The organism is Chryseobacterium sp. Tr-659, assembly GCF_011752975.1.
In the GTDB taxonomy this organism is placed as follows: domain Bacteria; phylum Bacteroidota; class Bacteroidia; order Flavobacteriales; family Weeksellaceae; genus Chryseobacterium.
In genome coordinates this window covers 209133-233737 of sequence record NZ_VWWP01000004.1, presented here as the reverse complement: position 1 = coordinate 233737, position 24605 = coordinate 209133, and the positions used below count along the sequence as shown (strand labels likewise).

16 protein-coding genes are annotated in these 24605 nt (G+C 37.5%); 12 read left to right on the top strand and 4 right to left on the bottom strand.

Annotated elements, in window-relative coordinates:
- Positions 1-49: 49 nt before the first annotated feature.
- The 6 genes from F3J23_RS11620 (at position 50) to F3J23_RS11595 (ending at position 8358) form a co-directional block, all read left to right on the top strand.
- Complete coding sequence (locus F3J23_RS11620) at positions 50-1387, top strand: M20/M25/M40 family metallo-hydrolase (protein ID WP_167028725.1); 1338 nt, start codon at positions 50-52, stop codon at positions 1385-1387.
- 96 nt (positions 1388-1483) lie between these two features.
- A complete protein-coding gene (gene rsmG / locus F3J23_RS11615) occupies positions 1484-2119 on the top strand; it encodes a 16S rRNA (guanine(527)-N(7))-methyltransferase RsmG (protein ID WP_167028722.1) in 636 nt (211 codons plus the stop codon).
- Positions 2120-2180: 61 nt separating this feature from the next.
- Entirely contained in the window at positions 2181-2588 is a 408-nt protein-coding gene (locus F3J23_RS11610; RefSeq protein WP_167028719.1) for a hypothetical protein, read from the top strand.
- A complete protein-coding gene (locus F3J23_RS11605) occupies positions 2588-3124 on the top strand; it encodes a DUF922 domain-containing protein (protein ID WP_167028717.1) in 537 nt (178 codons plus the stop codon). Before F3J23_RS11610 ends, F3J23_RS11605 begins: the two co-directional genes overlap by 1 nt.
- Complete coding sequence (locus F3J23_RS11600) at positions 3121-5808, top strand: PD-(D/E)XK nuclease family protein (RefSeq protein ID WP_167028714.1); 2688 nt, start codon at positions 3121-3123, stop codon at positions 5806-5808. The genes F3J23_RS11605 and F3J23_RS11600 overlap by 4 nt, the downstream gene beginning before the upstream one ends.
- A gap of 186 nt (positions 5809-5994) precedes the next feature.
- Positions 5995-8358, top strand: a complete 2364-nt coding sequence (locus F3J23_RS11595) for a patatin-like phospholipase family protein (RefSeq protein WP_167028711.1) — start codon at positions 5995-5997, stop codon at positions 8356-8358.
- 167 nt (positions 8359-8525) lie between these two features.
- On the opposite strand, the gene F3J23_RS11590 is transcribed toward F3J23_RS11595, so the two are convergent.
- From F3J23_RS11590 to F3J23_RS11575, 4 genes are all read right to left on the bottom strand, one after another.
- Positions 8526-10484 (bottom strand): T9SS type A sorting domain-containing protein, encoded by a 1959-nt coding sequence (locus F3J23_RS11590; protein ID WP_167028708.1) that lies wholly within the window; start codon positions 10482-10484, stop codon positions 8526-8528.
- A gap of 164 nt (positions 10485-10648) precedes the next feature.
- Positions 10649-11827: an acyl-CoA dehydrogenase family protein gene (locus F3J23_RS11585; protein ID WP_167028705.1), complete on the bottom strand. Its 1179-nt coding sequence runs from the start codon at positions 11825-11827 to the stop codon at positions 10649-10651.
- A 128-nt stretch (positions 11828-11955) separates the two neighbouring features.
- Positions 11956-12744: an NUDIX hydrolase gene (locus tag F3J23_RS11580; protein ID WP_167028702.1), complete on the bottom strand. Its 789-nt coding sequence runs from the start codon at positions 12742-12744 to the stop codon at positions 11956-11958.
- 23 nt (positions 12745-12767) lie between these two features.
- Entirely contained in the window at positions 12768-13955 is a 1188-nt protein-coding gene (locus F3J23_RS11575; protein WP_167028700.1) for an MFS transporter, read from the bottom strand.
- Between the two features lie 176 nt (positions 13956-14131).
- Here F3J23_RS11575 and F3J23_RS11570 point away from each other — a divergent pair, with 176 nt between their 5' ends.
- The 6 genes from F3J23_RS11570 to F3J23_RS11545 are packed head-to-tail and all read left to right on the top strand — an operon-like array spanning position 14132 to position 24592.
- Positions 14132-17047, top strand: coding sequence for a SusC/RagA family TonB-linked outer membrane protein (locus F3J23_RS11570; RefSeq protein WP_167028697.1), 2916 nt, complete (start codon positions 14132-14134; stop codon positions 17045-17047).
- 11 nt (positions 17048-17058) lie between these two features.
- The gene (locus tag F3J23_RS11565; RefSeq protein ID WP_167028695.1) at positions 17059-18612 is read left to right on the top strand and encodes a RagB/SusD family nutrient uptake outer membrane protein; all 1554 of its coding nucleotides are present in this window, start codon (positions 17059-17061) and stop codon (positions 18610-18612) included.
- A gap of 3 nt (positions 18613-18615) precedes the next feature.
- The gene (locus tag F3J23_RS11560; protein WP_167028692.1) at positions 18616-20040 is read left to right on the top strand and encodes a glycoside hydrolase family 30 protein; all 1425 of its coding nucleotides are present in this window, start codon (positions 18616-18618) and stop codon (positions 20038-20040) included.
- A 9-nt stretch (positions 20041-20049) separates the two neighbouring features.
- Complete coding sequence (locus tag F3J23_RS11555) at positions 20050-22272, top strand: glycoside hydrolase family 3 N-terminal domain-containing protein (RefSeq protein ID WP_167028688.1); 2223 nt, start codon at positions 20050-20052, stop codon at positions 22270-22272.
- A 37-nt stretch (positions 22273-22309) separates the two neighbouring features.
- Positions 22310-23113: a family 16 glycosylhydrolase gene (locus F3J23_RS11550; RefSeq protein WP_167028685.1), complete on the top strand. Its 804-nt coding sequence runs from the start codon at positions 22310-22312 to the stop codon at positions 23111-23113.
- Positions 23114-23152: 39 nt separating this feature from the next.
- Positions 23153-24592, top strand: a complete 1440-nt coding sequence (locus F3J23_RS11545) for a glycoside hydrolase family 30 protein (RefSeq protein WP_167028682.1) — start codon at positions 23153-23155, stop codon at positions 24590-24592.
- The last annotated feature ends 13 nt before the right edge of the window (positions 24593-24605 follow it).

Below are 24605 nucleotides of genomic sequence, written 5' to 3'. Positions count from 1 at the left end.
GTTTTTGATACCATGTGTTTCGTATATTTAACCCTTTAATATCCATGCTATGAAATATTCCGTTTTACTATTACTGATTTCCTGTACTGTCTTTTCTCAGAGACATTCAAAGGATAATGAAGTGAGAAGATATGTTGAACAGGTAAATGAAGATTCTTTAAAATCATACATTGGCAAATTGGTGAGTTTTCAGACCCGGCATACTTTAAGTGCAACTGATGATCCGAAGCAAGGAATTGGTGCAGCGAGGAACTGGGTGTTGGGAAAGTTTAAAAACTATGCGAAAAATTCAGGGGGAAGAATGGAAGTCTATCTGCAGCAGGAAGATCTGCAGCCGGACGGAAAGCGTATTGATAAAGCCGTAAATCTGGGTAATGCCATTGCTTTTCTGAAAGGTACAGATCCTAATGATAAAAGGATCTTTCTGATTGGAGGACACCTCGATTCAAGAGTAACGGATGTAATGAACAGAACTTCAGCAGCTCCCGGTGCTAATGATGATGGGAGTGGAGTAAGTGCAGTAATAGAAGCGGCAAGGATATTAAGCAGCTCTTCATTCCCAGCTTCAGTCATATTTGTAGCATTTTCCGGAGAAGAACAGTCGCTGTTAGGATCTAAACTTCTTTCAGATAAAATAAAAAAAGAAAACGGGCAATTGGAAGCTGTTCTGAATAATGATATGATCGGTAATCCCAAAGCTGGAGAAACAGGAGAGGTCAACACCCGTACGCTTCGGGTTTTTAGTGAAGGATTGCCTTATACAGGGCTGGACAAAAAAGCAATGATGATCAGGAATCTCGGATATGAAAACGACAGCGAGTCAAGGCAATTGGCAAGATACATCAAAGAAGTTGCAGAACAATACGTGAAAGGGCTTGAAGTGAAACTGATTTACAGAAATGACCGATTTTTGCGTGGAGGAGATCACACGAGTTTTGTTACCAATGGATTTCCATCTGTAAGACTTACCGAATATTACGAAAACTATGACCATCAGCATCAGGATATAAGAGTTGAGAACAATAAACAGTATGGTGATTTGCCTGAATTTATAGATTTTAAGTACCTGAAAAAGAATGTAGCGGCCAATATAGCTGTTCTGGCAAACCTCGCCAGGTCCACTTCGAAACCGGAGCAGGTGGAAATGGATGTGAAAGAATTGACGAACTCTACAACGCTTCATTGGCAAAAACCGAAATCAGGAGTGCCAGCCGGATATTATGTGTTGGTGCGGGAAACAGATAGCCCGATGTGGCAGAAAAAAATATTTACAACGGGGCTTTCGATCAAAATTCCGTTGTCAAAGGATAACTATATTTTTGCCGTTCAGACAGTCAGTCAATCCGGAAATCTTAGTGTGCCTGTAATTCCGGGAATTGCAAAATAAAAAACGGTGGAAAAAGCAGGTTTCAGGCCTTATCATGAAAAGTAGATTTGAATACAAGAGAAATAAAACTTATTTTTGCGGATTATAATAATTCACATGTCTGCATCGTTACTATTAAAATATTTCCCGGATCTTACTGAAACACAGTTGGAACAGTTTACACAACTGGAAAAACTATACAATGAATGGAATGAAAAGATCAATGTAATTTCCAGAAAAGATATGGAGTCGCTGTATGAAAAGCACATCCTGCATTCGTTGGGAATTGCAAAAGTAATGGAATTTGCACCGGGAACAAAAGTATTGGATATCGGGACCGGAGGAGGTTTTCCAGGGATTCCACTGGCGATTTTGTTTCCTGAAACACAATTTACTTTAATTGATTCTATCGGAAAGAAAATCAGTGTAGTACAAGCTGTATCCGAGGGAGTCGGATTAAAAAATGTAACCGCCATTCATGGGAGAGCAGAAAAGCTGAAAGAAAAATTCCACTTTGTAGTCAGCAGAGCGGTTACCCAGATGCCGGAATTTTTAAGATGGCTGAAAGGAAAGTTTGAAAAAGAACAGTTTAATCCTAAACATAATGGAATTTTATATTTAAAAGGAGGAGATCTTGCCGAAGAACTTGCTGGAATTAAATGTGAAATTTACAACCTTAAAAACTATTTTGATGAAGAATTCTTTGATACTAAAAAAGTGGTTTATGTATCAAAAGGTAATTTTAATTCCTGATTTTGTATGATTAGGGAATAATTTTTGCTAATTATTTATTAATAATCATAAATTAAAGGTTATGAAAAAACTTTTAAATATTGGATTTTCAGTATTCCTATTGGGCGGAATTGCAGTCTCCTGTAATGACGATAATGATTATGAGACCATCGAATCCATAGGTAAGATCAAAATAGACAGCGTAAAAATTGTAAATGATACAATGGATGTTTTCGGAATCCAGCGTATTAAAACCTATTCCACATATTCTTCCCAATGTCAAGGTTTTTACGGTTATGATTATGTGTACAGCAATAACCTGGAAAGAACTGTTACAGCTTATAAATATATTACAAACGGACCTTGTACTCAGGGAAATTTTGTAGGAGTTAACCAGATCAATTTCAGTCCGCAAAGAAAAGGAACCTATACATTCAAATTCTGGAACGGAGGAAATAACTGGATCACCAAAACAATTGTGGTGGAATAATGAGGATTGTTTTTGTATTATGTTTTCTAGCAGCTCATTTAGTGTCCGGACAGAAGATTTTCTGGAAGGAAGGGCAAAAACTGGTATGGGATAACTTTAAAAGTCCGGTTAACAATAAAAATAATCCTGATATAGCAGCTTATACGCACTGTGGCTGGGAATATTCTGTGATAAAATCTACCAATCCGAAGTCGCCGGTTACTATCAGAATACAAGCTCTGTTTAACGAAGATAAATCCTGGAAGGATGTAAAAAGAATTGATGATTACATCCTGCTTCACGAGCAGAAACATTTTGATATTGCTGAACTGTTTGTAAGAAAGCTCAGAAAAGCAGTGTCGGAAAAAATCAAAAATTCCGGGGATTATAATCAATATTTTACAACCATTTATAACGGAATATCCAGCGATTATAAAAACTTCCAGACGGCCTATGACAGGGATACCCGCCATGGAATGAATAAAGAAAAGCAGGCAGAATATAATACTGCTATTGCTCAAGAATTAGACAACTTAAAAAGCTATCAAGACTCTTGAAATTCCTTAATAAGATCATCCACGAACTGTTGGCGCAAAACCAGGACCTTTCTGCGTTTAATATCATCCTGCCCGGAAAGCGTCCCATTGTATTCATAAGACAGATTCTGGAGGAGAATCATTATTCAGGGTTTCTTCCCAACTTCTTCACCATAGAAGAGCTTATTAATGAAATTGCCGATAAGCAGCCTATTCAGGGAATTCCGCTGTGGCTTTTTTCATTTGAAGTGTACAGAAGCCTGAATCTTATTCCCAGAGATAATTTTTCAGATTTTCTGAAGTGGTTTCCTACACTGCAAAAAGACTGGGATGATATTCTTAAATTTTCAGACAGTGACCAGGCTGTATTACAGTATATGTTTGACGAGGAGAGGATCAAGGAATGGGCTCAGAACCTTGGCGAGGATGATGATGTTCCTAGAAAGAAATTCCTTAATTTCTGGCAGAATATGAATGTATTTCTTCCGGAATTAAAAAAAAGATTACAGGAAAAGAACTGGGCTACCTCAGGGATGATCCACGAGACGGCCAAAGCTGAAATTGCTGATTTTGCTAAAAATACCCGGGAACAGTTTGTATTCTGTGGTTTTAATGCCTTTACCCCTGTAGAAGAAAAGCTTGTAAGAAGCCTCTTACAATGGAATAAGGCGCAATGTTTCTTTCAGGGAGACCGTTATTACTTCGATGATGAAAGACAGGAAGCAGGAAAGTTTCTCAGAAATCATAAAACATGGAAAGAATTTGATGATAACAGAGCCTTTCAATGGATTGAGGATGATTTTAACCAACCTAAAAAGATCAAGGTATACGAAGTTTCGGGAAATGTAACCCAGACCAAAGTGCTGCCGGAGATCTTTAAAGAAATCAATAATAAAACCTACTCCAATACTGCAGTAGTACTGCTGGATGAGAATCTTCTTCCTGCCAGTCTGGATGTAATGCATGGCGTTGATAATTTGAATATTACAATGGGTTTTCCATTGAAGAACCTGTCTTTCTCCAATGCCGTTAAACGTCTTTTCTATCTCCAGAAGCAGCTGGAAAAAAATAAATCGTCTTACTATTACAGAGATATTTTCCCGATTCTTGAAGAACTTCCCAAGTCTGCGGAGGATGAACAGATTATCAATGATTTTAAAGCGAAAGTAGAAGAGAGGAATATTGTTTACATCTCCCGGAAGCTGCTGCATGAACTGTTAGGCGGACTGTCATATTTTAACCTTCTTCAGAAGGCTCCGGATACCCATATGTATCTGGATATGCTCATCGCTTTCTGTCAGCAGGTAAAATGGCTGGAAATAGATGATATTCAATACGAAAATGTTTCCCATTTTGAAAACGCATTCAGGATCATTAAAAACCAGCTGACTCCATATAATATTGAGATCAGCATGGAAACACTGGAGATTCTGATCAATCAGCATATCAACTCTGAAAGTATCGACTTTCAGGGAGAGCCTTTAAGAGGATTACAGATCATGGGGCTGCTGGAAACCCGTCTTCTTAATTTTGAGAATATTATCATGCTTTCTGTAAATGAAGGGAAGCTTCCGCTGGGAAACTCCCAGAACACTTATATTCCTTTTGATATCCGAAGGTTTTTTGATCTCCATACTTTTCTTGAAAACGACAGCATTTATGCCTATCACTTCTACAGACTTATTCAGGATGCCCAACATGTGCATTTATTGTACAATGCATTGAGCTCCGGAGTAAATACAGGTGAAAAAAGCCGCTTTATCACCCAGATAGAAATGGAGAGCTCACATCAGATCGAACACTTGATTATTGAAAATTCTTCCGAGCCTATTACTACCCAGCCCATAGAAATTTCCAAGACCCAGATCGTTCAGGAAAGACTACAGAAATGGAAAGAAAAAGTATCTGCTTCGCACCTTACCAGCTACCTGTATAACCCGATAGACTTTTACTTATCCAAGATTCTGAATACTTCTGAAACGGATGAAATTGAAGAAGAACTTTCAGTAAAAAATTATGGAAATCTTGTACATTATACCCTTCAAGAAGTATATGAGGTAATTAAAGGTAAGGTTTTAAAGGAAAGTGATTTGAAAGATTCAGTTAAAGCAATAGATTACTATATAAATATTGCTATTGAAAAGCTGAAACATCAGCCTGAGTTTTATGAAAAGGGAATGAATTACATTCACAAAGCCATTGCAAAAAAGGTGATTGAAAACATTCTCAATCATGATCTTGAATTAATCAAACAAGGCAATAAACTGGAAATTGTAGATATAGAAAGAAAGTTTGAAAATATTGATTTTTACCTTGACGGTAATGATAAAATTTCGTTTTTCGGATTTATTGACAGAATTGATAAGCTGAACGGAACTTTAAGAATCATCGATTATAAAACAGCAAAGATCAAAAATCTTAGTGTAAAAATCGATGAAGATAATGTTGCTGAATATTTCCACAACAGCGATAGAAAACAAGCTCTTCAGCTTTGTATTTACCATTATGTGGTACAGCATCTTCCGGAATTCTGGGGGTTCCCCATAGAAACCGGAATCTGGAGCTTTGCAGATGCTAAGAAAGGAATGGTTTCTTTGCAGTTTGACAAAGGAAATATTGATGATGCCATGCGGTCTGTTAAAAGTCTGATCCAGGAAATTCTGAATCCGGATGTTAACTTTGTAGAAACTATAAAAGCTTATTAAAAAATTAATATTAATTAAATGATTATCTTGTTGTTTGTAAATCAGTGATTTAATTATTTTAATTTGCATTCCCGATTTCATTTATTTACTTCTCAAAAGGCTCTCAAAAAGCAGGTTACTTTTTTGTGTATCTTTACTCCTTATAAAAACTTTTAAAGTTTAAATCGGATACACTAAGAATTACTCATGAAAAAGATCCTGATATTTTTCACAATAGCTTTCTCTCTTATTATCAAATCTCAGCAGAAGAATGATTCCCTGAATTTGGCACTTCAAAATGTCAGCAGAGATACCAAGTTCGGTCTTGCACTCAGTGGCGGCGGTGCTAAGGGATTTGCCCACATTGGTATTTTGAAAATGATCGATTCATTGGGAATCAAAGTAGATTATATCACAGGAACCAGCATGGGAGGAATTTTAGGTGGTTTATATGCGATGGGATACAATGCGGATCAGCTGAAACGTACGATTTATAAAGTAGACTGGAACAGAATTCTTAGCAACAAAATTCCATACAATAAAGTCAATATCAGTGAAAAAGATGAGTACGACAAATATATTCTGGAGTTTCCGGTAGTTAAAGGAGTACCTACACTTCCAAGCTCATATATCGAAGGACAATACATGGGAGAGGTTCTTAATACACTTACATTCAATGCAAAACATATTAATGACTTCAGTAAGCTAAGAATTCCTGTTGAGTTGACCTCTTCCGACATTGAGAACGGAGGGTTAGTAATGCAGAAGGAAGGTTCTTTACCATTGGCAATACGGGCTACACTGGCGATTCCTGCAGCTTTTGCCCCTGTTTATATTGATGGAAAGCTTCTCGTTGATGGTGGTTTAGACCGCAATTATCCTGCCAACGAAGTTCGTGAAATGGGTGCAGATTTTGTAATTGGAGGCTATACCGGTTTCAGACTTTTTACAAAAAAAGAAATTGAAAACCCGATGAAGATGATCTATCAGACTCACGCAATTCGCTCTGTAGAAGATTTTAAGCACCAGAAAGAACTTTCCAATATCCTTGTCGACTTTGTAGATCCCCTGGGAGAAATCACTACAAAAGATTTTGCCAAATTCAGAAGGATCATTAAAATTGGAGAAATGGAAGCAAGAAAACATCTTCCCGAATTTATTGCCCTGGCAGAAACCCAGCGTAAACTGGGAATCAAATATGAACATGAGATGATTGAAGAAGTAAAGCTGCCTACTACGCGGTTTACTTACAATGAAGAAGACGGCACACCACTTAAAGATTCCGCAGAGATCGAAGTTATTAAAAGGCAGATGGGGCTGGTGGAAGGAAAATATTATGATGTAAAAACCGTAAATGAATCTATTGACAGGGTTTTCGGTATGAGACAGTATGTAAAGGTGTATTATACGTACACTAATGCCGGAGACGGGCTTGTGATGAATATCTTTGTAAAAAGAGCGAAAAAAGGAGCCTTTAAGCTTGCTTTACATTATGATACAGAGCAATCAGTAGGGATTATTGTTAACTATACTTACAGAAATATTCTTATAAACAGATCCAGATTTCTGGCAACGGTGGATATCTCGGAACGTTTTAAAGCGAAATTGGCCTATCAGCAATTTTTAGACAGCGGAGAACGTTTTTGGCTGGATCTTGAAGCCAAAATGATTCATCTTAAAAGTAATGACTTGAATTTCAGATTGTATGATGTAACTGGTGATGGCAGTGACAGTTTTCCTAACCATATGTACAGAAATATTACCGGAAAGCTTGCTTTGAACTATAATGTAAGTCCGAATGCTTATCTGTCGCTTGGAACAGAGTTCAGTACGGAGAGAATGTACAGTTTGCTGGATAAAGTGGATCAGGCAAAAATTGATAATTATAGCAAAAAGCTTTATAACCACAGTAATTTCAATACGTTTCTGAAGTTCGAGCAGAACAATCTCAATAAAAGATATTTTTTTACCAAAGGGAACCATCTTCAGGTGAGCACAAGATTCTATTATGGAGATCGTTATCAATTATATGATCTTGAAACCGTACAACCTCTTTTATATCCTATATTAAACCCTAAGGATTCTTATTATTATGAGCCTAAGAATCTGGTTTCTTTTACATTGAATGAAAATTTTGCCCATCCTATTACCAGAAGGCTTACAGCCAAGGTGAATCTTTTTCTTGGGACAAGCTTTGGCTCAAAGAAAGAAGGGAGGGTTCCTTATCTTTTCCTGAATCAGAAGTATAATTTAGGAGGCAGCGAATATAATTACGATCTGTTAAGCCCTGAATTCAATGGTCTTCGACAAAAAGAACTTCCAATGACTTCTGTTGCGAAAACGTCAGTTTCTCTTCAATACAGAATTATGAAAAGGCTTTACCTTACACCTTCATTCAGCTATGGTAAAGTAAGTGAGGAATTCTCTCCTTTCAATGATAGCTTTGATATGTTCGGTTATGGAGTGAATCTGGGATATGAATCTCTGATAGGTCCTATCAGTCTTAATGTTTCAAGAAACAGCCAGCTTGATTTTTCCAGAATCTATCTGAGTATCGGCTTTAAATTCTAAGCCCTGTTATGATTTCTTTATTTAAAGCGAAATTTAAATAATTTGGCATAATGATTATTCTGTCAAGTGTTTATTTATCAGCATTTGCCTTTTGCTGTTGTAAAAAAGCACTTCATTGCTGAAGTGCTAAAATTAACTTGAAATGAGATATAGAAGAGTGATTGATTCTAAAGTTTTACTTTTTTATTAATGATTTTTCCATTGGAAAGTGCAGCTTGTACAACATACATTCCTGGTTCCAGAGTTCTGGATTCAAACTGAGAATTATTAACTTCCTGCTGGACAATCAAAGAGCCGGAAATGTTATAAATACTAATGCTTTTAATACCTTGACCAGATTTTGCAACGATCTGGTATTTTTGAGCAAATATATCAATGCTGTTTTCTGAAGATGAGATATTTCCGATAGCTTTATTGAATTGAAGATTATAATAAGGGGTCACCACTTCAAAAATATAGTTTTTATTCTCCATATCCTGTAAACTGATACCGCCGGCTTCCCGGTATTGTTTCTGGGAAATACTTTTGATAAGTGTTTTATCTTCATCAAAAATATAGATAACAGAAAGTTCTTCCTGATTAACCTTTAGCTGTAAAATGGAATTATTTTCGGACTGTATAATTTCGTTTTGAGCAACTTCCTTAGGAGTATTTTTAATATATGGAATGATCTTGCTTTCATTGTTTTCCGTTACTTTCAGCAGATAAACTCCATCTTTTAAATTGAATAGGCTTCTGTCATTAGCTATTTTACTTTGAGCTTTCTCTTTATTGAAATCGGTAATTTCAACAAGCTGCATATTTCCAAGATCCGGTTTTATCTGAGAAGAAAGCAAAGATGGCTCTTCCTGTGATCTTTCTTTGGACTGTTTACCAAAGATTGATCCTGCAATGGCCCATTCGTTAAGAAATCCACCGCTTCTTAAGGTGTTGAACTTTGCATTGGATGCCAGAGTGAATGGTAAAATTCCGCCTACGTGGCCAATTGGGCCCCAGTAGAAAGAATCCAGCTTATATTTGTTTAAATCCCACCATGCATAATATCCACGCTGAACATCGATGGTTTTTGAAGTGTTTTCCGGTGGTATGGCAAGATCTACAGTAGAATGGCCCAATGTCATAGGAGTTTTGTTGTACCAGTCATACACATCCTTAGGTTTCATGCACTGTCTCAGCTTATTATTGGGATTATTGGTGACGTCATTAACAAAGCTCGTGGTAAAAAGTTTTCTCCAGATCACGGGTCCCCATAAAAGTCCTCCGTTATCCTGAACAACATGATAGTTATACTTATCCAGATATTCCGTGGAAATAACCTCTGAAATATCATTATTGTATGTTTTATATCCCGTATTGTTGCAGGTATGAAGAACATTGGCCAGGAAAGAAGTAAAAGGGTAGATGTCCTTTTCCAGAACGCCCTTATTTAATGTAACTCCCGAGAAATCATAAGGGCCGTCACCCATATAGGCATATTTGAATTTAATATTACCGGGATTGGAAATGCTCAGTCTTTTTAAGGTTGACATAGCTGCATGTGCTCCTTGTGAATAACCTGCCAGAAAATATTCATCATAGCGTTGTATTCCTAGCTGTGCTAATACTTTGTTGGCTGCTGTAATAAAATCTATAGTAGCACCTGCTTCGGTGGCATAGTCTACATAAGGATGAACACCATCTCCTGTTCCCATCCCAACATAATCAGGGGCCATTAAAATATAGCCGTTAAGAACATAAGATAATTCCACTACAAATCCTGCAGTTAAAGCCCCTTTAAGATTGGAAGGAACATTATTTCTGCTATCCGTAGTTCCATGATCTGATACCACTGTGGAGAGCCTGAATCCTACATTAGGATACATGAGAAGGCCTGTAGCTTTTACCAGAACATTATTTTCATTTTTGGTGTAATAAGTGATCTTATAACCTTTTAAACCGACATTAAAGCTGTTAAGATAGCTCGCAAAGTCCGGAGCGTTCTGATCACCAAGGCTGCTGGCAATAAAATTAACAACTCCTTGTGGTGTTAAATCCAGTTTCTGTTCGGCACTTACAACGTCACCTGCCTGTTGGGCAAAATAGAAAGGAGCTGTAAGGCTTAATAAAAAAGTTGTAATTTTTCTCATATTGATGTATTTTTTGTGCTATTAAGGTAATAGTTTTAATAAATTAATTAAAATATTGAGACATCAATAATTATTCACTGAATATCAATTCTCTGTAAAGTGAGTAAAATAAAAGAGTCTGGCCATTCGGCCAGACTCTTTTTCTATATGGTTTTTGTCTTTTCTTAGAAAGCGTTGATTCCTGTAATATCTAAACCTGTAATTAACAAATGAACATCATGAGTTCCCTCATAAGTAATTACAGATTCTAAATTAGCAGCATGTCTCATCATCGGAAACTCTCCCATAATTCCCATACCTCCTAGGATCTGTCTGGATTCTCTTGCAATATCAATAGCCATTTTCACGTTGTTACGCTTAGCCATGGAGATCTGGGCAGGAGTTGCTTTATGCTCGTTTTTAAGATTCCCTAACTGAAGGCATAATAACTGAGCTTTAGTGATCTCTGTTACGAATTCAGCTAATTTTTTCTGTTGAAGCTGATAAGAACCAATCGGTTTACCAAACTGTTTTCTTTCTTTAGAATACTGAACAGCAGTGCAGTAGCAGTCAATGGCCGCACCAATTACTCCCCATGAAATTCCATATCTTGCAGAATTCAGACAAGATAAAGGTCCTTTCAGCCCTGTTACTCCCGGAAGAAGATTTTCTTTCGGAACTTTTACATCATTGAATACCAGTTCTCCGGTTTTTGAAGCTCTTAAGCTCCATTTATTATGAGTTTCCGGAGTAGTGAAGCCTTCCATTCCTCTTTCAACAATAAGTCCCTGTACCTTTCCTTCCTCATTTTTTGCCCATACCACAGCGATATCGCAAAGAGGAGAGTTGGTGATCCACATTTTGGCACCGTTTAAAAGATAATGATCTCCCATGTCTTTAAAATAGGTTTCCATAGAACCGGGATCAGAACCATGGTTAGGTTCAGTTAATCCAAAAGATCCTATCATTTCTCCTGAAGCCAGCTTAGGAAGGTATTTCTTTTTCTGTTCCTCAGAACCGAATTCATTAATCGGGAACATCACCAAAGAGCTCTGTACCGAAGCAGCAGAACGTACTGCAGAATCTCCTCTTTCCAATTCCTGCATGATAAGACCATAAGAAATCTGGTCTAATCCGGAACCGCCATACTCAACCGGGATATACGGGCCTAATGCCCCGATTTTCCCCAGTTCTCTCATAAGGCCAGGAAGATCTGTATGATTTTGAGCTGCCTGGTCAATCTGCGGCATTACAAAACTTTCTACCCAATCTCTGATAGATTGGCGGATCAGTTTGTGTTCTTCAGTAAGTAAAGCATCAATTCCATAATAATCAGGGATGCTTGTAAGAGGATAATATGACATGATTTTTTGATTTTGTTAAAAATAGCATTTTTCGTGATGTCTGAAAAATTTTTTTGAAAACTTATATTCGTGTTGGTTTTCAGAAGTATAACGCTATTTTATTTATATTTAGTGTTGAAAATGTATTTTTAAGACTCCTCATCATTAGATATAGGATACTGATTGGTAGAATTATGAACCTCCGTTTTAAATTTATAAAGGTAAGGTGCTTTATTAGCTGAGCCATCGTACAGTTTTTCCAGTCTGTCAAGAATATTCAGACTTAAGATTTTACGCTGAAAATTATTTCTCCTGAACTTTTGTCCCAAAATAGTTTCATAAAGAGCCTGAAGATCTTTCATAGTGAATTTTTCAGGAAGTAAATTGCTGGCAGCCACCTCCGTATTGATATTCATTCGCAAATATTCAAGGCCGGTTTCTATGATTCTGTCATGATCAAAGGCCATCTTAGGTAATTTACTGACTTCAAACCATTCACAGCTCTCATTGAAAGCATCCGGGAAAGTATTAGCCATTGAAAAATCAATAAGACTGCAGTAACCTACCGTAACAAATCTCTGAAATATCCAGTGATCTCCGGGTACCTCAATTCCTTTATTTTTAAGAAGAATCTGATGAACATTGTTTTCCGTACGGTCTATTCTTCCAAACGTATGAAACTGTTTCAGAAATAATCCTTTAAGGTGAGTCCTTTCAAACAAAACCCTTTCCGCGGCTTCCCTTAAATCTTCATCATTAAAAACAAAACCACCCGGAAGGGACCACAGGTCCAGATCATGATACTTTAAAAGCAGTACTTTCAGAATATTATTGTGAAAGCCGAATATGGTGCAGTCAACAGAGATATGGGCAACAAAATCTTTAGTATCGATGAGTTCCCGAAGTGTTTCTTTGCTTTTTGTGTCTTTGATTTTCATGGCAGTAAAAATAAAACTATTTTCTAGATTTTCCTTTTTGTTATGCTAAAATACACCAAACTAATCCCAAAAAGAAGAATTACACAAGATAAAATATATAACGGGTAGAAACTTAATAATTGCTTTCCAAACAGTATTGCCATGATAATGGAGCTGACGGAACTGCCTAAGGAAGAGAAAATAACGATCAGTGAAGTAAATAAATTCACTTTTTCTTTATCAACCTGAGCAATCATCCTTGAATTGATTACAGGATAGAGTGGTGATAGAAATAATCCTATCACCGGAAACAAAAAAAGCAGCAATTTTGAATCTTCGGAATCAAAATACTGTATCCCTACAATCATCACCAGTACAGCAATAATGAGTGTCATACATGAAATATAATATCCCGGCAGCGAAAATCTTCTGATAATATTAGCGGTAACGGTTCTTCCAGCATACGAAAACAGAGAAAGAAATGAGGTAGCCTGAAGAGCAAAGAATGAATTGACTTTCAGATGGTTTTTGTAAAAAGAAGGAAGCCAGGAATTGAATCCCTGCTCTACAAAAACGATAAAAAATACAACCCCCAGAAATAAAGCTACAGAAGGTGTTGTGAAGACTGACAGTTCCGAGAACACACTTTTGTTTTCCAGCGGCTTGGCTTCGGAAATATTTATTTTTGAAAGAAGAAAGATGGTAACAGCAGATAAAACGGCAATCAGCAAGAAACCGAATTTCCAGAACTCAGAAAACCGGCTTGAGATCAGCCATCCAAATCCGGTATTGACAACAAAGATCCCGATCATAAAAGAAGCTTCCACATTATTCATTGTTTTAGCCAGCGATTTTTCATCTGAAATATTATTCCTTATGATCCCGAAAACACAGATTTTACCTAAAGCAAAACAGGCTCCGATAATGGCAAACCATAATTTATAAAACCAGAAAACCTCTATAAAGGGAAGAAGACAGGAACAGAACCCCACAATTGTCAATGCAGCAATCAATGCTTTTTTTGTGCCTGTTTTATTAATGAAGCCTACAGCAAATAAAGAAATAAAAGCTATGGGCAAATCTTTAAAAGACTCAAGAAATCCAAGTTCTCCATAGGTGATTTTTTCATCGGCAAGCTGAAGAATAATAAGTCCCATGCAGTTCAATACCATTGAGAAAATAAGAAAAGTAAGTTTTAATGGAAGTGAAATTCTGGAAAGTTGAAGCGTCATTTTGGGGAATGATTTTATTGATTTTTTTTAAATTTTTATGAAATATTAACGCGAAGATAAGGCTTCTAACCCTCAAAAATAAAAGAAAAATTAAAATACTTATGAATATAATGTTAATTAATTGAAAAAAAATATATTTTTATTGTCTCAATTTGAGAATTAAACAATAACTGTATATGAATGTAAGAATATCAAGAAGCTTAGGAATGGTTGCCGTTCTCTATTTTACGGCAAATTTCAGTGCCCAGACAAAGAAGGACACGCTTTCTAAAGAAAACAAAATAGACGAAGTTATAGTCATCGGTTATGGAACTCAGAAAAAGAGTAATGTGACGGGAGCTATCGCCAGTATTAAAGCCAGCGATATAGAAAACATTCCGTCTGGTAAACCGGAGCAGGTATTACAGGGAAGGGCTGCAGGGGTTTCTGTGGTTACCAATTCCGGACAGCCCGGAGCGGCTGCAACGGTACGTGTAAGAGGGATCACCAGTTTCGGGGCAGGAAGTAACAGCCCTCTATGGGTGGTGGATGGTATCGTGGTAGATAATATCGGATGGCTTAACCAGTCTGATATAGAAAGCATAGAAGTACTGAAAGATGGAGCATCATCTGCGATCTATGGGGTTTCCGCTGCAAAAGGAGTAATCCTGGTTACAACCAAAAAAGGAAAAAAAGGAAAGCTTACCCTTTCTTATAATGGGTTTTATGGATTTTCCAATGCCTCTAAAAAATTAGATCTTTTAGATGCTACACAATATGCCAAAATTATTAATGAAGGATTTGTAAATGATGGCGGTACACCGAGGTTTTCAAATCCGGAAGCACTCGGAAAAGGAACAGATTGGCAGGATGCTATTTTCGGGACAGGCGAAAAATCATCTCATGAAGTAAGCATCACAGGAGGTAATGATAAATCTACCTATTACACATCTTTTGGCTATTTTGACCAGACTGGTATCGTAATGACTGATATTTCCTATTACAAAAGAATTAATGCCAGGTTTAACTCTACCCATAAAGTAACAGATTATTTAACCTTAGGACAGACTTTTGCTTATACTCATACCAAGTCTCAGGGAGTAAGTGCCAATGAAGAGTTCGGAGGCCCTCTGGCTTCTGCAGTGAATTTGGATCCTACCACTCCGGTAGTAGTAACAGACTGGTCTATGGTAGATCCGAGTGGTTACACCAATCCGTATATTATTCGTGATTCTTATGGTAATCCGTATGGGATTTCGCGTTATGTAAACAATGAAATGACCAATCCGCAAGCTTTCCGCCACATTCAGCAGGGAAATTACAACTGGTCTGATGATTTTGTAGGAAACGTTTTTGCTGAGCTGAAGTTTCTTAAAAATTTTACTTTCAAAACAAGCTTAAACGGGAAAAAATCATATTGGGGAAGCCGTGCCTTCACTCCGAAATACTATTTAAGTCCTAATTTCAATAATACCAGCTTCAACAGCCTGAATAAAGTAGACGAAAATAAATTCGAATGGAGTATGGAAAATACGCTGACCTATCAGAATAAATTTGGAGACCACAATTTAAGTGTATTGGTAGGACAGGGTGTTTACCGGTATAATATTGCCGGAGGTACCAGCCTTACCTATAGTAATCTTCCTATTGTGAACTGGCAGGATGCTTCTTTCAATTTTAATATTCCTCAGGATGATATTACTGCAACAGGATGGGATGGTATTCAAACCCGTAAAGCATCTTATTTTGGTAGAATAATCTATGACTATGCAGATAAATATTTATTTACAGGAACTATTCGTAGAGACGGCTCTTCGAAATTTGCAACCAATCAGCACTGGGGAACTTTCCCTTCCATGTCTTTAGGATGGAACGTTCATAAAGAAAACTTCTGGCCGGAAAATAAAGTGGTCAATAACTTAAAATTGAGAGGAGGATATGGTGTTTTAGGAAATGATGAGATGGATAATTTCAGATTTGCCAGTTTTATGGTTTCAGGAAGCAACTATACCAATTCCGGAAATAATATTATTATCGGATATGCTCCAAGTACCCTGGAAAACCCTAATCTGAAATGGGAAGAAACCAGCCAGCTGAATATTGCCGCAGATCTAAAATTATTTAATAATTTCACTTTAACGGCGGATTGGTACAAAAAGAAAACATCCGACATTCTTAGACAAATTAATATTCCCGGTTATGTAGGAGTTCCTAACTTACCTTGGGCGAATGTAGGTGATATGGAAAACACCGGATTGGAGCTTGAGCTAGGCTATAAAAAGAATTGGGAAGACTTCAGTATATCGGTTAACGGAAATTTTGCGACGATTAGAAACAAGGTTTTACGACTGGAAGATGATATTGAATACTTTAATCTTGCTTCTTTCCAGACTATGGGTGCGGTCTCCAGAGTAGCCGTGGGACAGCCTTACGGATCATTCTACGGGCAGACATACAGCGGTGTTTTTCAGAATCAGGCACAAATTGATAATTACGTAAATGCCAATGGTGTTAAATTATTACCGAACGCAAAGCCTGGAGATTTTATCTGGCAGGATAATAATGGGGATGGAAAAATTGATGACAATGATAAAGTGAATTTAGGAAGCTCTGTACCTAAATATACTTTCGGGCTTACAGTTAACCTGAATTATAAAAATTTCGATATGATGTTGTTTGCCCAAGGGCAGGGTGGTAATAAGATCTTCCAGGGATTGAGAAGATTGGACCTTCTTGATGCCAATTATCAGACAAGAATTTTAGATCGTTGGACTGGCGAAGGCTCTACTAATGATAATCCGAGAATTACACGTAATGATCCTAATCATAACTATTCATGGATGTCAAACTATTATCTTCAGAATGGTGATTATATCCGTCTGAAAATTGTTCAGTTAGGATACACCATTCCTCAGGATGTTACAAAACGTTTCGGAATGAGTAAAGTAAGATTATATATAACAGGAGAAAATATCTTTACCATCACAAAATATACAGGCTACGATCCGGAAATCGCCGGAAGAAATAATTCAGAGCAAGACATCATAGGTGTAGACAGAGCATACTATCCGCAAGCCAGAACTTTCCTGATAGGTGCTAATATCCAATTTTAAAAATTACCAAAATGAAAAATAACAGAAGTTTTTTATATAAAGGACTGGCCATTACATTATTAGCAGGTTTAAGCTTTAGCAATGTAGCTTGCAGCGGTTCATATCTGGATGAAGTACAGAATTCAGGTTCTTTTAATACCGATCTATATTTTCAGAATGAACAGCAGTCTTTCAGTGCACTGGTTTCCGTATATGATGTTTTAAGAAAATATTCCGGAGGTTTCGAAAATATGGTTACCTTTTTTAATGCAGGATCTGACGATTTCTATTCCGGTGGAGGAAACTCTAGCGATGGTGCCGGAATCCAGGGAATCAATAATTATATGATTAATCCCAATACCATGCCTGCAAGCTATTGGAGAGATTATTATCAGGGAATTGCACGTGCCAATCTTGTAATAGAAAGAGTTCCCGGAGCTACCATGAGCGAAGATGTTAAAAAAAGGTATATCGCAGAAGCCAAGGTACTTAGGTCTTTATATTATTTTGAACTTTTAAGAATGTTCGGAAACATTCCTTTGATTCTCAAAACAATAAAATTTGATGATAACTACTGGAATATACCGCAGGCAAAATCAACCGAAGTTTATACTCAGATAGAAAATGACATTAAGGCTGCATTACCGGATTTAATGATGACAGCAAGTGGTAATGACAAAGGCCGTGTTACACAAGGAACAGCAAGAGCCATATTGGGGAAAATTTATCTCTATGATAAAAAAATGACTGAAGCGGCCGCCCAGTTTGCAGAAGTAAACGGAGCTCCCGGAGGAACCAGTCAGTATGGATATAAACTGGTGGCCAATTACGCAGACCTATTTAAAGTAGGCCCAGAAACAGCAGATCCATATAAATTTTCAACAGAATCAATTCTGGAAGTTATGCATACCAACAAAGGAAACTCCGATTGGGGTTTCTGGGGGCAGGGAAAAGACGAGGGAAACTCTATCAATGTAATGATTTGTCCGCGTTCTTATTCCTTAAAAGATGTTCCTAATAATAACGCTCCGGATATCTATTCAGGATGGGCGTTCAATACGGTAACGGAAGATCTGGTTAATTTTATGCAGGGAGATCCGAGATTAGATGCAACTGTTTTTAATGCAAAGAAATGGGTGGCAGAAGGTAAAGTTTCTTATAGTCCTGCGTTTGCTGATACAGGATATTTTCTTAACAAATACTTACCAACAAATAGCTTAAAAAGCTCACTCCCTGGTCCGCCGGAACTGAATTTCAGACAGAATTACATTGCAATAAGACTGGCAGATACCTATCTGATGGAAGCAGAAGCATTAGGAGGAGCAGGAGGAAGAGCTCAGGCGTTGTTGGATGCTGTAAGAGCAAGAGTAGGTTTAGCATCTGTCCCTGTTTCCATACAGGCGATTAAAGATGAGAGAAGGCGAGAGCTTGCAGGAGAAGGACACAGATGGTTTGACCTTGTAAGATGGGGAGACGCTCCTTCAAAACTGGCTTTCAAAGGATTTATGGCAGGTAAAAATGAAATTTTACCGATTCCGTTTAATGAATTGCCTAATACAGCCCTGCATCAAAACCCAGGCTATTAACATATGAAGTTTCACAACTTATATAGTTTCTTTAAAGGTATCGCACTGCTTAGCGGTGTGGTACTTTTTCCTTTATCTTGTACATCTGTTACTGAGAATAGGGGAAAGGATGTTCAATATTGGCTTACTAAAGGAGATGAAAGCATAAAACTACAGCTTCAGCATCCCATCAGATTTGTAAACACATCCAACAACTTTCAGAATATTGAAATTGATGATTCTCAAAAGTTTCAATATGTTGATGGTTTCGGATATACACTGACAGGAGGAAGTGTTGAGGTGATTAACCGCTTATCAGCTCCCAAAAGAAAAGCTTTACTCAATGAACTTTTCGGAAGCGGGAAGAATTCAATCTCAATCAGCTATTTAAGATTGAGTATCGGTGCTTCCGATCTTGACGGGGAAGTATTCTCATATGATGATCTCCCGGAAGGACAGACTGATGCTTCACTTTCAAAATTCAGTCTTGAAAAAGATAAAGCCCTAATTGGCATGTTGAAAGAGATTTTGGCTATTAATCCCAATATCAGAATCATTGCAGCACCGTGGTCCGCTCCGGTTTGGATGAAAGACAACGGAAAATCAAAAGGAGGAAGTTTAAAACCCGAATTTTATGAAACATATGCCGACTATTTTGTGAAATATATCCAGGGAATGAAAAAAGAAGGTATTGTTATTGATGCAGTGACTCCTCAGAATGAACCTTTACATCCCGGAAATAATCCCAGCTTGTATATGCCTTCCGAAAAACAGGGTGATTTTATTAAAAACCATTTAGGACCGGCTTTTAAAGCAAATAATATCAAGACTAAGATTGTTGTATATGATCACAACTGCAATAAACCCGAATATGCTATAAATATTCTTAAAGATCCTGAGGCCCGCCAATATATAGACGGATCGGCTTTTCATTTGTATGAAGGTGATATTTCTGCATTAAGTACAGTTCACAATGCATTCCCGGAGAAGAATCTCTACTTTACCGAGCAATGGACAGGTTCAAAAGGAACTTTTAATGAAGACCTCAACTGGCATACAAAAAATGTAATCATCGGTTCTATGAGAAACTGGAGTAAAAATGCTTTGGAATGGAACCTTGCTAATGATTCTAAGTACGGCCCTCACACAGACGGCGGATGTACAGAATGTAAAGGTGCAATAACGGTTTCTGATAGTGAGAATTTCACGAGAAACGTGTCTTACTATATTATTGCTCATGCTTCAAAGTTTGTTCCGGCAGGGTCTCAGCGAATTGCTTCAACACAAACAGAACATCTCTCAACTGTCGCTTTTATGACTCAATTTGGGAAAATAGTTTTAATTGTTCAGAATGACAATAAAGCAGATGAGAATTTTAATATTAAATTTGCTGGCAAAACCATTGCAGTAACAATTTCCGGACAATCGGCAGCAACTTACATTTTTTAATTTAATATCATGAAAAGAGTATATTTTTTACTGGCATGTTCCACCCTAGGAATAGGTGTTTACGGACAAAAAAACGTAGATCAGAAAGTGGCAGAACTGCTTTCTAAAATGACGCTTGAAGAAAAAGTAGGGCAAATGGTGCAGTACAGTGGATTTGAATATGCTACAGGACCTCAGAATTCTAATTCAGCCACGGTTTTGGAAGAAATTAAAAAAGGAAATGTAGGTTCTATGCTGAATGTAGCCGGTTCTCAGGAAACAAAATCCTTCCAGAAGCTGGCAATGCAGTCGAGATTGAAAATTCCTTTGCTTTTCGGGCAGGATGTTATCCATGGATATCGTACTACTTTTCCCGTAAATCTGGGACAGGCAGCAAGCTGGGATCTTGGCATGATAGAAAGATCAGAGAGAATTGCCGCCACAGAAGCTTCGGCATATGGCATTCACTGGACATTTGCCCCAATGGTAGATATTGCCAGAGATCCGAGATGGGGCAGAGTAATGGAAGGTTCCGGTGAAGATACCTATCTGGGAACTCAGATAGGCCTAGCCAGAATCAAAGGATTTCAAGGTAAAGGTTTGGGAAGTCTTGATGCGGTAATGGCCTGCGCGAAACATTTTGCAGCATATGGAGCTGCGGTGGGAGGAAGAGATTACAACTCGGTAGATATGAGTCTGAGACAGCTGAACGAAACCTATCTTCCCCCCTTTAAAGCTGCCGCAGAAGCAGGAGTAGCCACATTTATGAATTCTTTCAACGATATCAACGGAATTCCGGCAACAGCCAATCAGTATATACAAAGAAATTTGTTGAAAGGAAAGTGGAACTATAAAGGTTTTGTAGTTTCAGATTGGGGAAGTATCGGAGAAATGATTCCTCACGGGTATGCTAAAGATGCAGGTGAAGCTGCTGACAGAGCTATTCACGGAGGAAGTGATATGGATATGGAAAGTCGTGTATATATGGCCGAACTTCCGAAACTGGTTAAAGAAGGAAAAGTAGACATTAAGTGGGTAGATGATGCTGCAGGAAGAATCTTAACCAAAAAATTCGAAATGGGACTTTTTGATGATCCTTATCGTTTCAGCAATGAAAAAAGACAGAAAGAACAAACCGATAATCTGGAAAATAGAAAATTCGGAAGAGAATTCGGATCAAAAAGTATTGTTCTGCTTAAAAATAAAGGAAATATTCTTCCTCTTTCAAAGAATGTAAAGACCGTTGCTCTTATTGGACCTTTTGGAAAAGAAACCACTGCCAACCACGGATTCTGGTCTGTTGCATTTAAAGATGACAATCAAAGAATCATTTCACAATTTGACGGAATTAAAAATCAACTCGATAAAAATTCAACACTATTATATGCCAAAGGCTGCAATGTAGATGATCAGGATAAGACCTTATTTGCTGAAGCAGTAGAAACAGCAAAAAAAGCGGATGTTGTCATTATGACACTTGGCGAAGGTCATGCCATGAGCGGAGAAGCAAAAAGTAGAAGTAATATCGGTTTTTCCGGAGTTCAGGAAGATCTGCTGAAAGAAATTGTCAAAACAGGAAAGCCTGTTGTCTTAATGATTAATGCAGGAAGACCTTTGATCTTTAACTGGGCGGCAGATAATATTCCGGCAATTATGTACACATGGTGGCTGGGAACGGAAGCTGGAAATTCTATTGCGGATGTTCTCTTCGGAACAGTAAACCCCGGGGGAAAACTGCCTATGAGTTTCCCAAGAACAGAAGGACAGATCCCTATTTATTACAATCACTATAATACGGGAAGACCGGCCAAAAATAATACAGACAGAAATTATGTCTCCGCATATATTGATCTTGATAACGATCCTAAATTTCCGTTTGGATATGGCTTGAGCTATACTGATTTTAAATATTCAGATATGGTTTTAAGTTCAGTAAACCTTACCGGAAATCAAACATTGAACATCAATGTTACTGTTTCCAATACAGGAAAATATGATGGAGAAGAAGTGGTACAGCTTTATATCAGAGATCTTTTCGGGAAAGTGGTAAGGCCGGTGAAAGAGCTGAAAGGGTTTCAGAAAATATTCATTAAAAAAGGAGAAAGTAAGAAGGTTGATTTTAAGCTGACACCGGAAGACCTGAAATTTTTTGATGACGAACTGAATTTTGACTGGGAAGGAGGAGAATTCGATATTATGATAGGAACGAATTCTCAGAATGTACAGATGAAAAGAATTAACTGGGCAAAATAGATTCAATAATGTTGATTTCAGTCAAAATCTAATACATATGAAATTCAAAACTAAAAATATAGCCCCAATATGTGCTGCAGGTACATTGTTCTTTATTTTAAGTTGTGCTTCGCAGCCGAATTCTCAAAGAACGCTGATATGGAGTGATGAATTTAACGGAAAAGGCCTGCCGGACTCATTGAAATGGAATTATGATGCAGGTGGAGATGGCTATGGAAATAATGAAGCTCAGTTTTACACAAAAAACAGGATTGAAAATGCCCGAATGGAAAACGGAAATCTTGTGATTGAAGCTAAAAAAGAAAGTTGGGAAAAGAATAAATATACTTCCGCAAGACTTCTAACCAAAGGAAAGTTCTCATTCCAATACGGTACCGTTGAGGTAAGAGCAAAACTTCCAAAAGGCCGCGGAACCTGGCCCGCTATCTGGATGATGAGTGAGGGGATGAAAAAATGGCCGGATGATGGGGAACTGGACATTATGGAACATGTTGGATATCATCAGGGATATATTCACGCTTCGGTTCATACCAAAAAATACAATCATATTCAGGGAACACAGAAAACAGATACGTTACGGGTAAAAGATGTGAGTGAAAAGTTTCATATCTATAAAGCTGACTGGACACCGGAGAAAATTGATGTTTATATTGATGATCATAAATTCTTTACCTATGAAAATAAAGAAAAAACCTATGATGCATGGCCTTTTGACCAGCCGTATTTTATCATTTTAAATCTGGCTATAGGTGGTTTTTGGGGTGGTAAAGAAGGGATTGATGACAGCATCTTTCCACAGAAGTATTATATAGATTACGTAAGAGTCTATCAGAATAAATAATGAAAAAGAGGACATAGTTGTCCAAAAACAGAAAAAATCATGAGAAAACTAATTGTAAGTTGTTTTATAGTAGGCGTTGTCGTAAATGTCAGTGCCCAGAATTACTGGAAAAAGAATGCAGGGAAAACAGCTAAAGTAGTCCTTACCAATTCCAAAGTGAATGAAAGGATGGCAGATAAGGGCTCCGTCAAATTTGAACAATTTGGACAGCCTAAAGAAACGGACGCCTGCATTTTTGTAGCACCGAACTTTAAATATCAAAAACTGATAGGAATCGGGGGGGCTATTACAGATGCATCAGCAGAAACTTTTTATAAGATGCCGAAAAACAAGCAGAAAGAAATTCTGGAGGCTTACTTCGGTAAAAACGGATTGGGATACACCGTTGTACGTACCAATATGAATTCTTGTGATTTCTCCAGTGATTCCTATACTTATGTAGAAGATAATGACACTTCTTTGAAAACCTTTAATATCGCTCACGATGAAAAGTATAAAATTCCGATGATCAAAGAAGCACAGAAAGCGATAGGAAATAATTTTACATTCTATTTCTCTCCCTGGAGCCCGCCAGCATGGATGAAATCAAATAAAAGCTTATACAAAGGAGGAAGGCTGGAAAATCAGTATTACCAGACCTGGGCAGACTATTATATCAAATTCATTAAAGAATACGAAAAAAGAGGAATCAATATCTGGGGACTGACTGTTCAGAATGAGCCGATGGCTACCCAATCCTGGGAGTCATGTATCTACACTGCAGAAGAAGAGGGCGATTTCTTAAAGAATAATCTGGGGCCAACGCTTTGGAAAAACGGATATAAAGATAAAAAGGTAATGATCTGGGATCACAACAGAGATTTGATCTACCAAAGAGCAACCACTACCTTAAGTGATCCTGAGACTTCAAAATATGCCCATGGAATCGGTTATCACTGGTATGAAACATGGAACAACAAAACCCAGCTTTTTGATAATCTTGCAGAAACCCACAGAGCTTTTCCGGATAAATTCCTGGCCTTTACAGAAGGTTGTAAAGAGCAGTTCAGTATGGATAGAATCTATGATGTAAGCCTTGGTGAACTATATAGTAAGAATATGCTGAACGATTTTAACAAAGGGAATGCCCTATGGACAGACTGGAATATTCTTCTGGATGAAACCGGAGGCCCGAATCATAAAGGAAATTTCTGTTTTGCCCCGATTATTGCAGACACCAAGACGGGGGAGGTTTTCTATACCTATGAATACTATTATATAGGGCATGTTTCAAAATACATTAAACCCAATGCCCGGAGAATCGGAAGCTCATCTAACAGAGCTGCATTAACGTCTTCTGCTTTTATGAATGAAAACGGACAGCTGGTAACAGTAATTATGAACGATTCAGATAATGATATTGATACCAATCTATGGATTGAAGGAATGGCTGCCAAACTAACAGCCCCTGCACACTCTATACAGACTGTAATTTTATAACTTCATATTAATA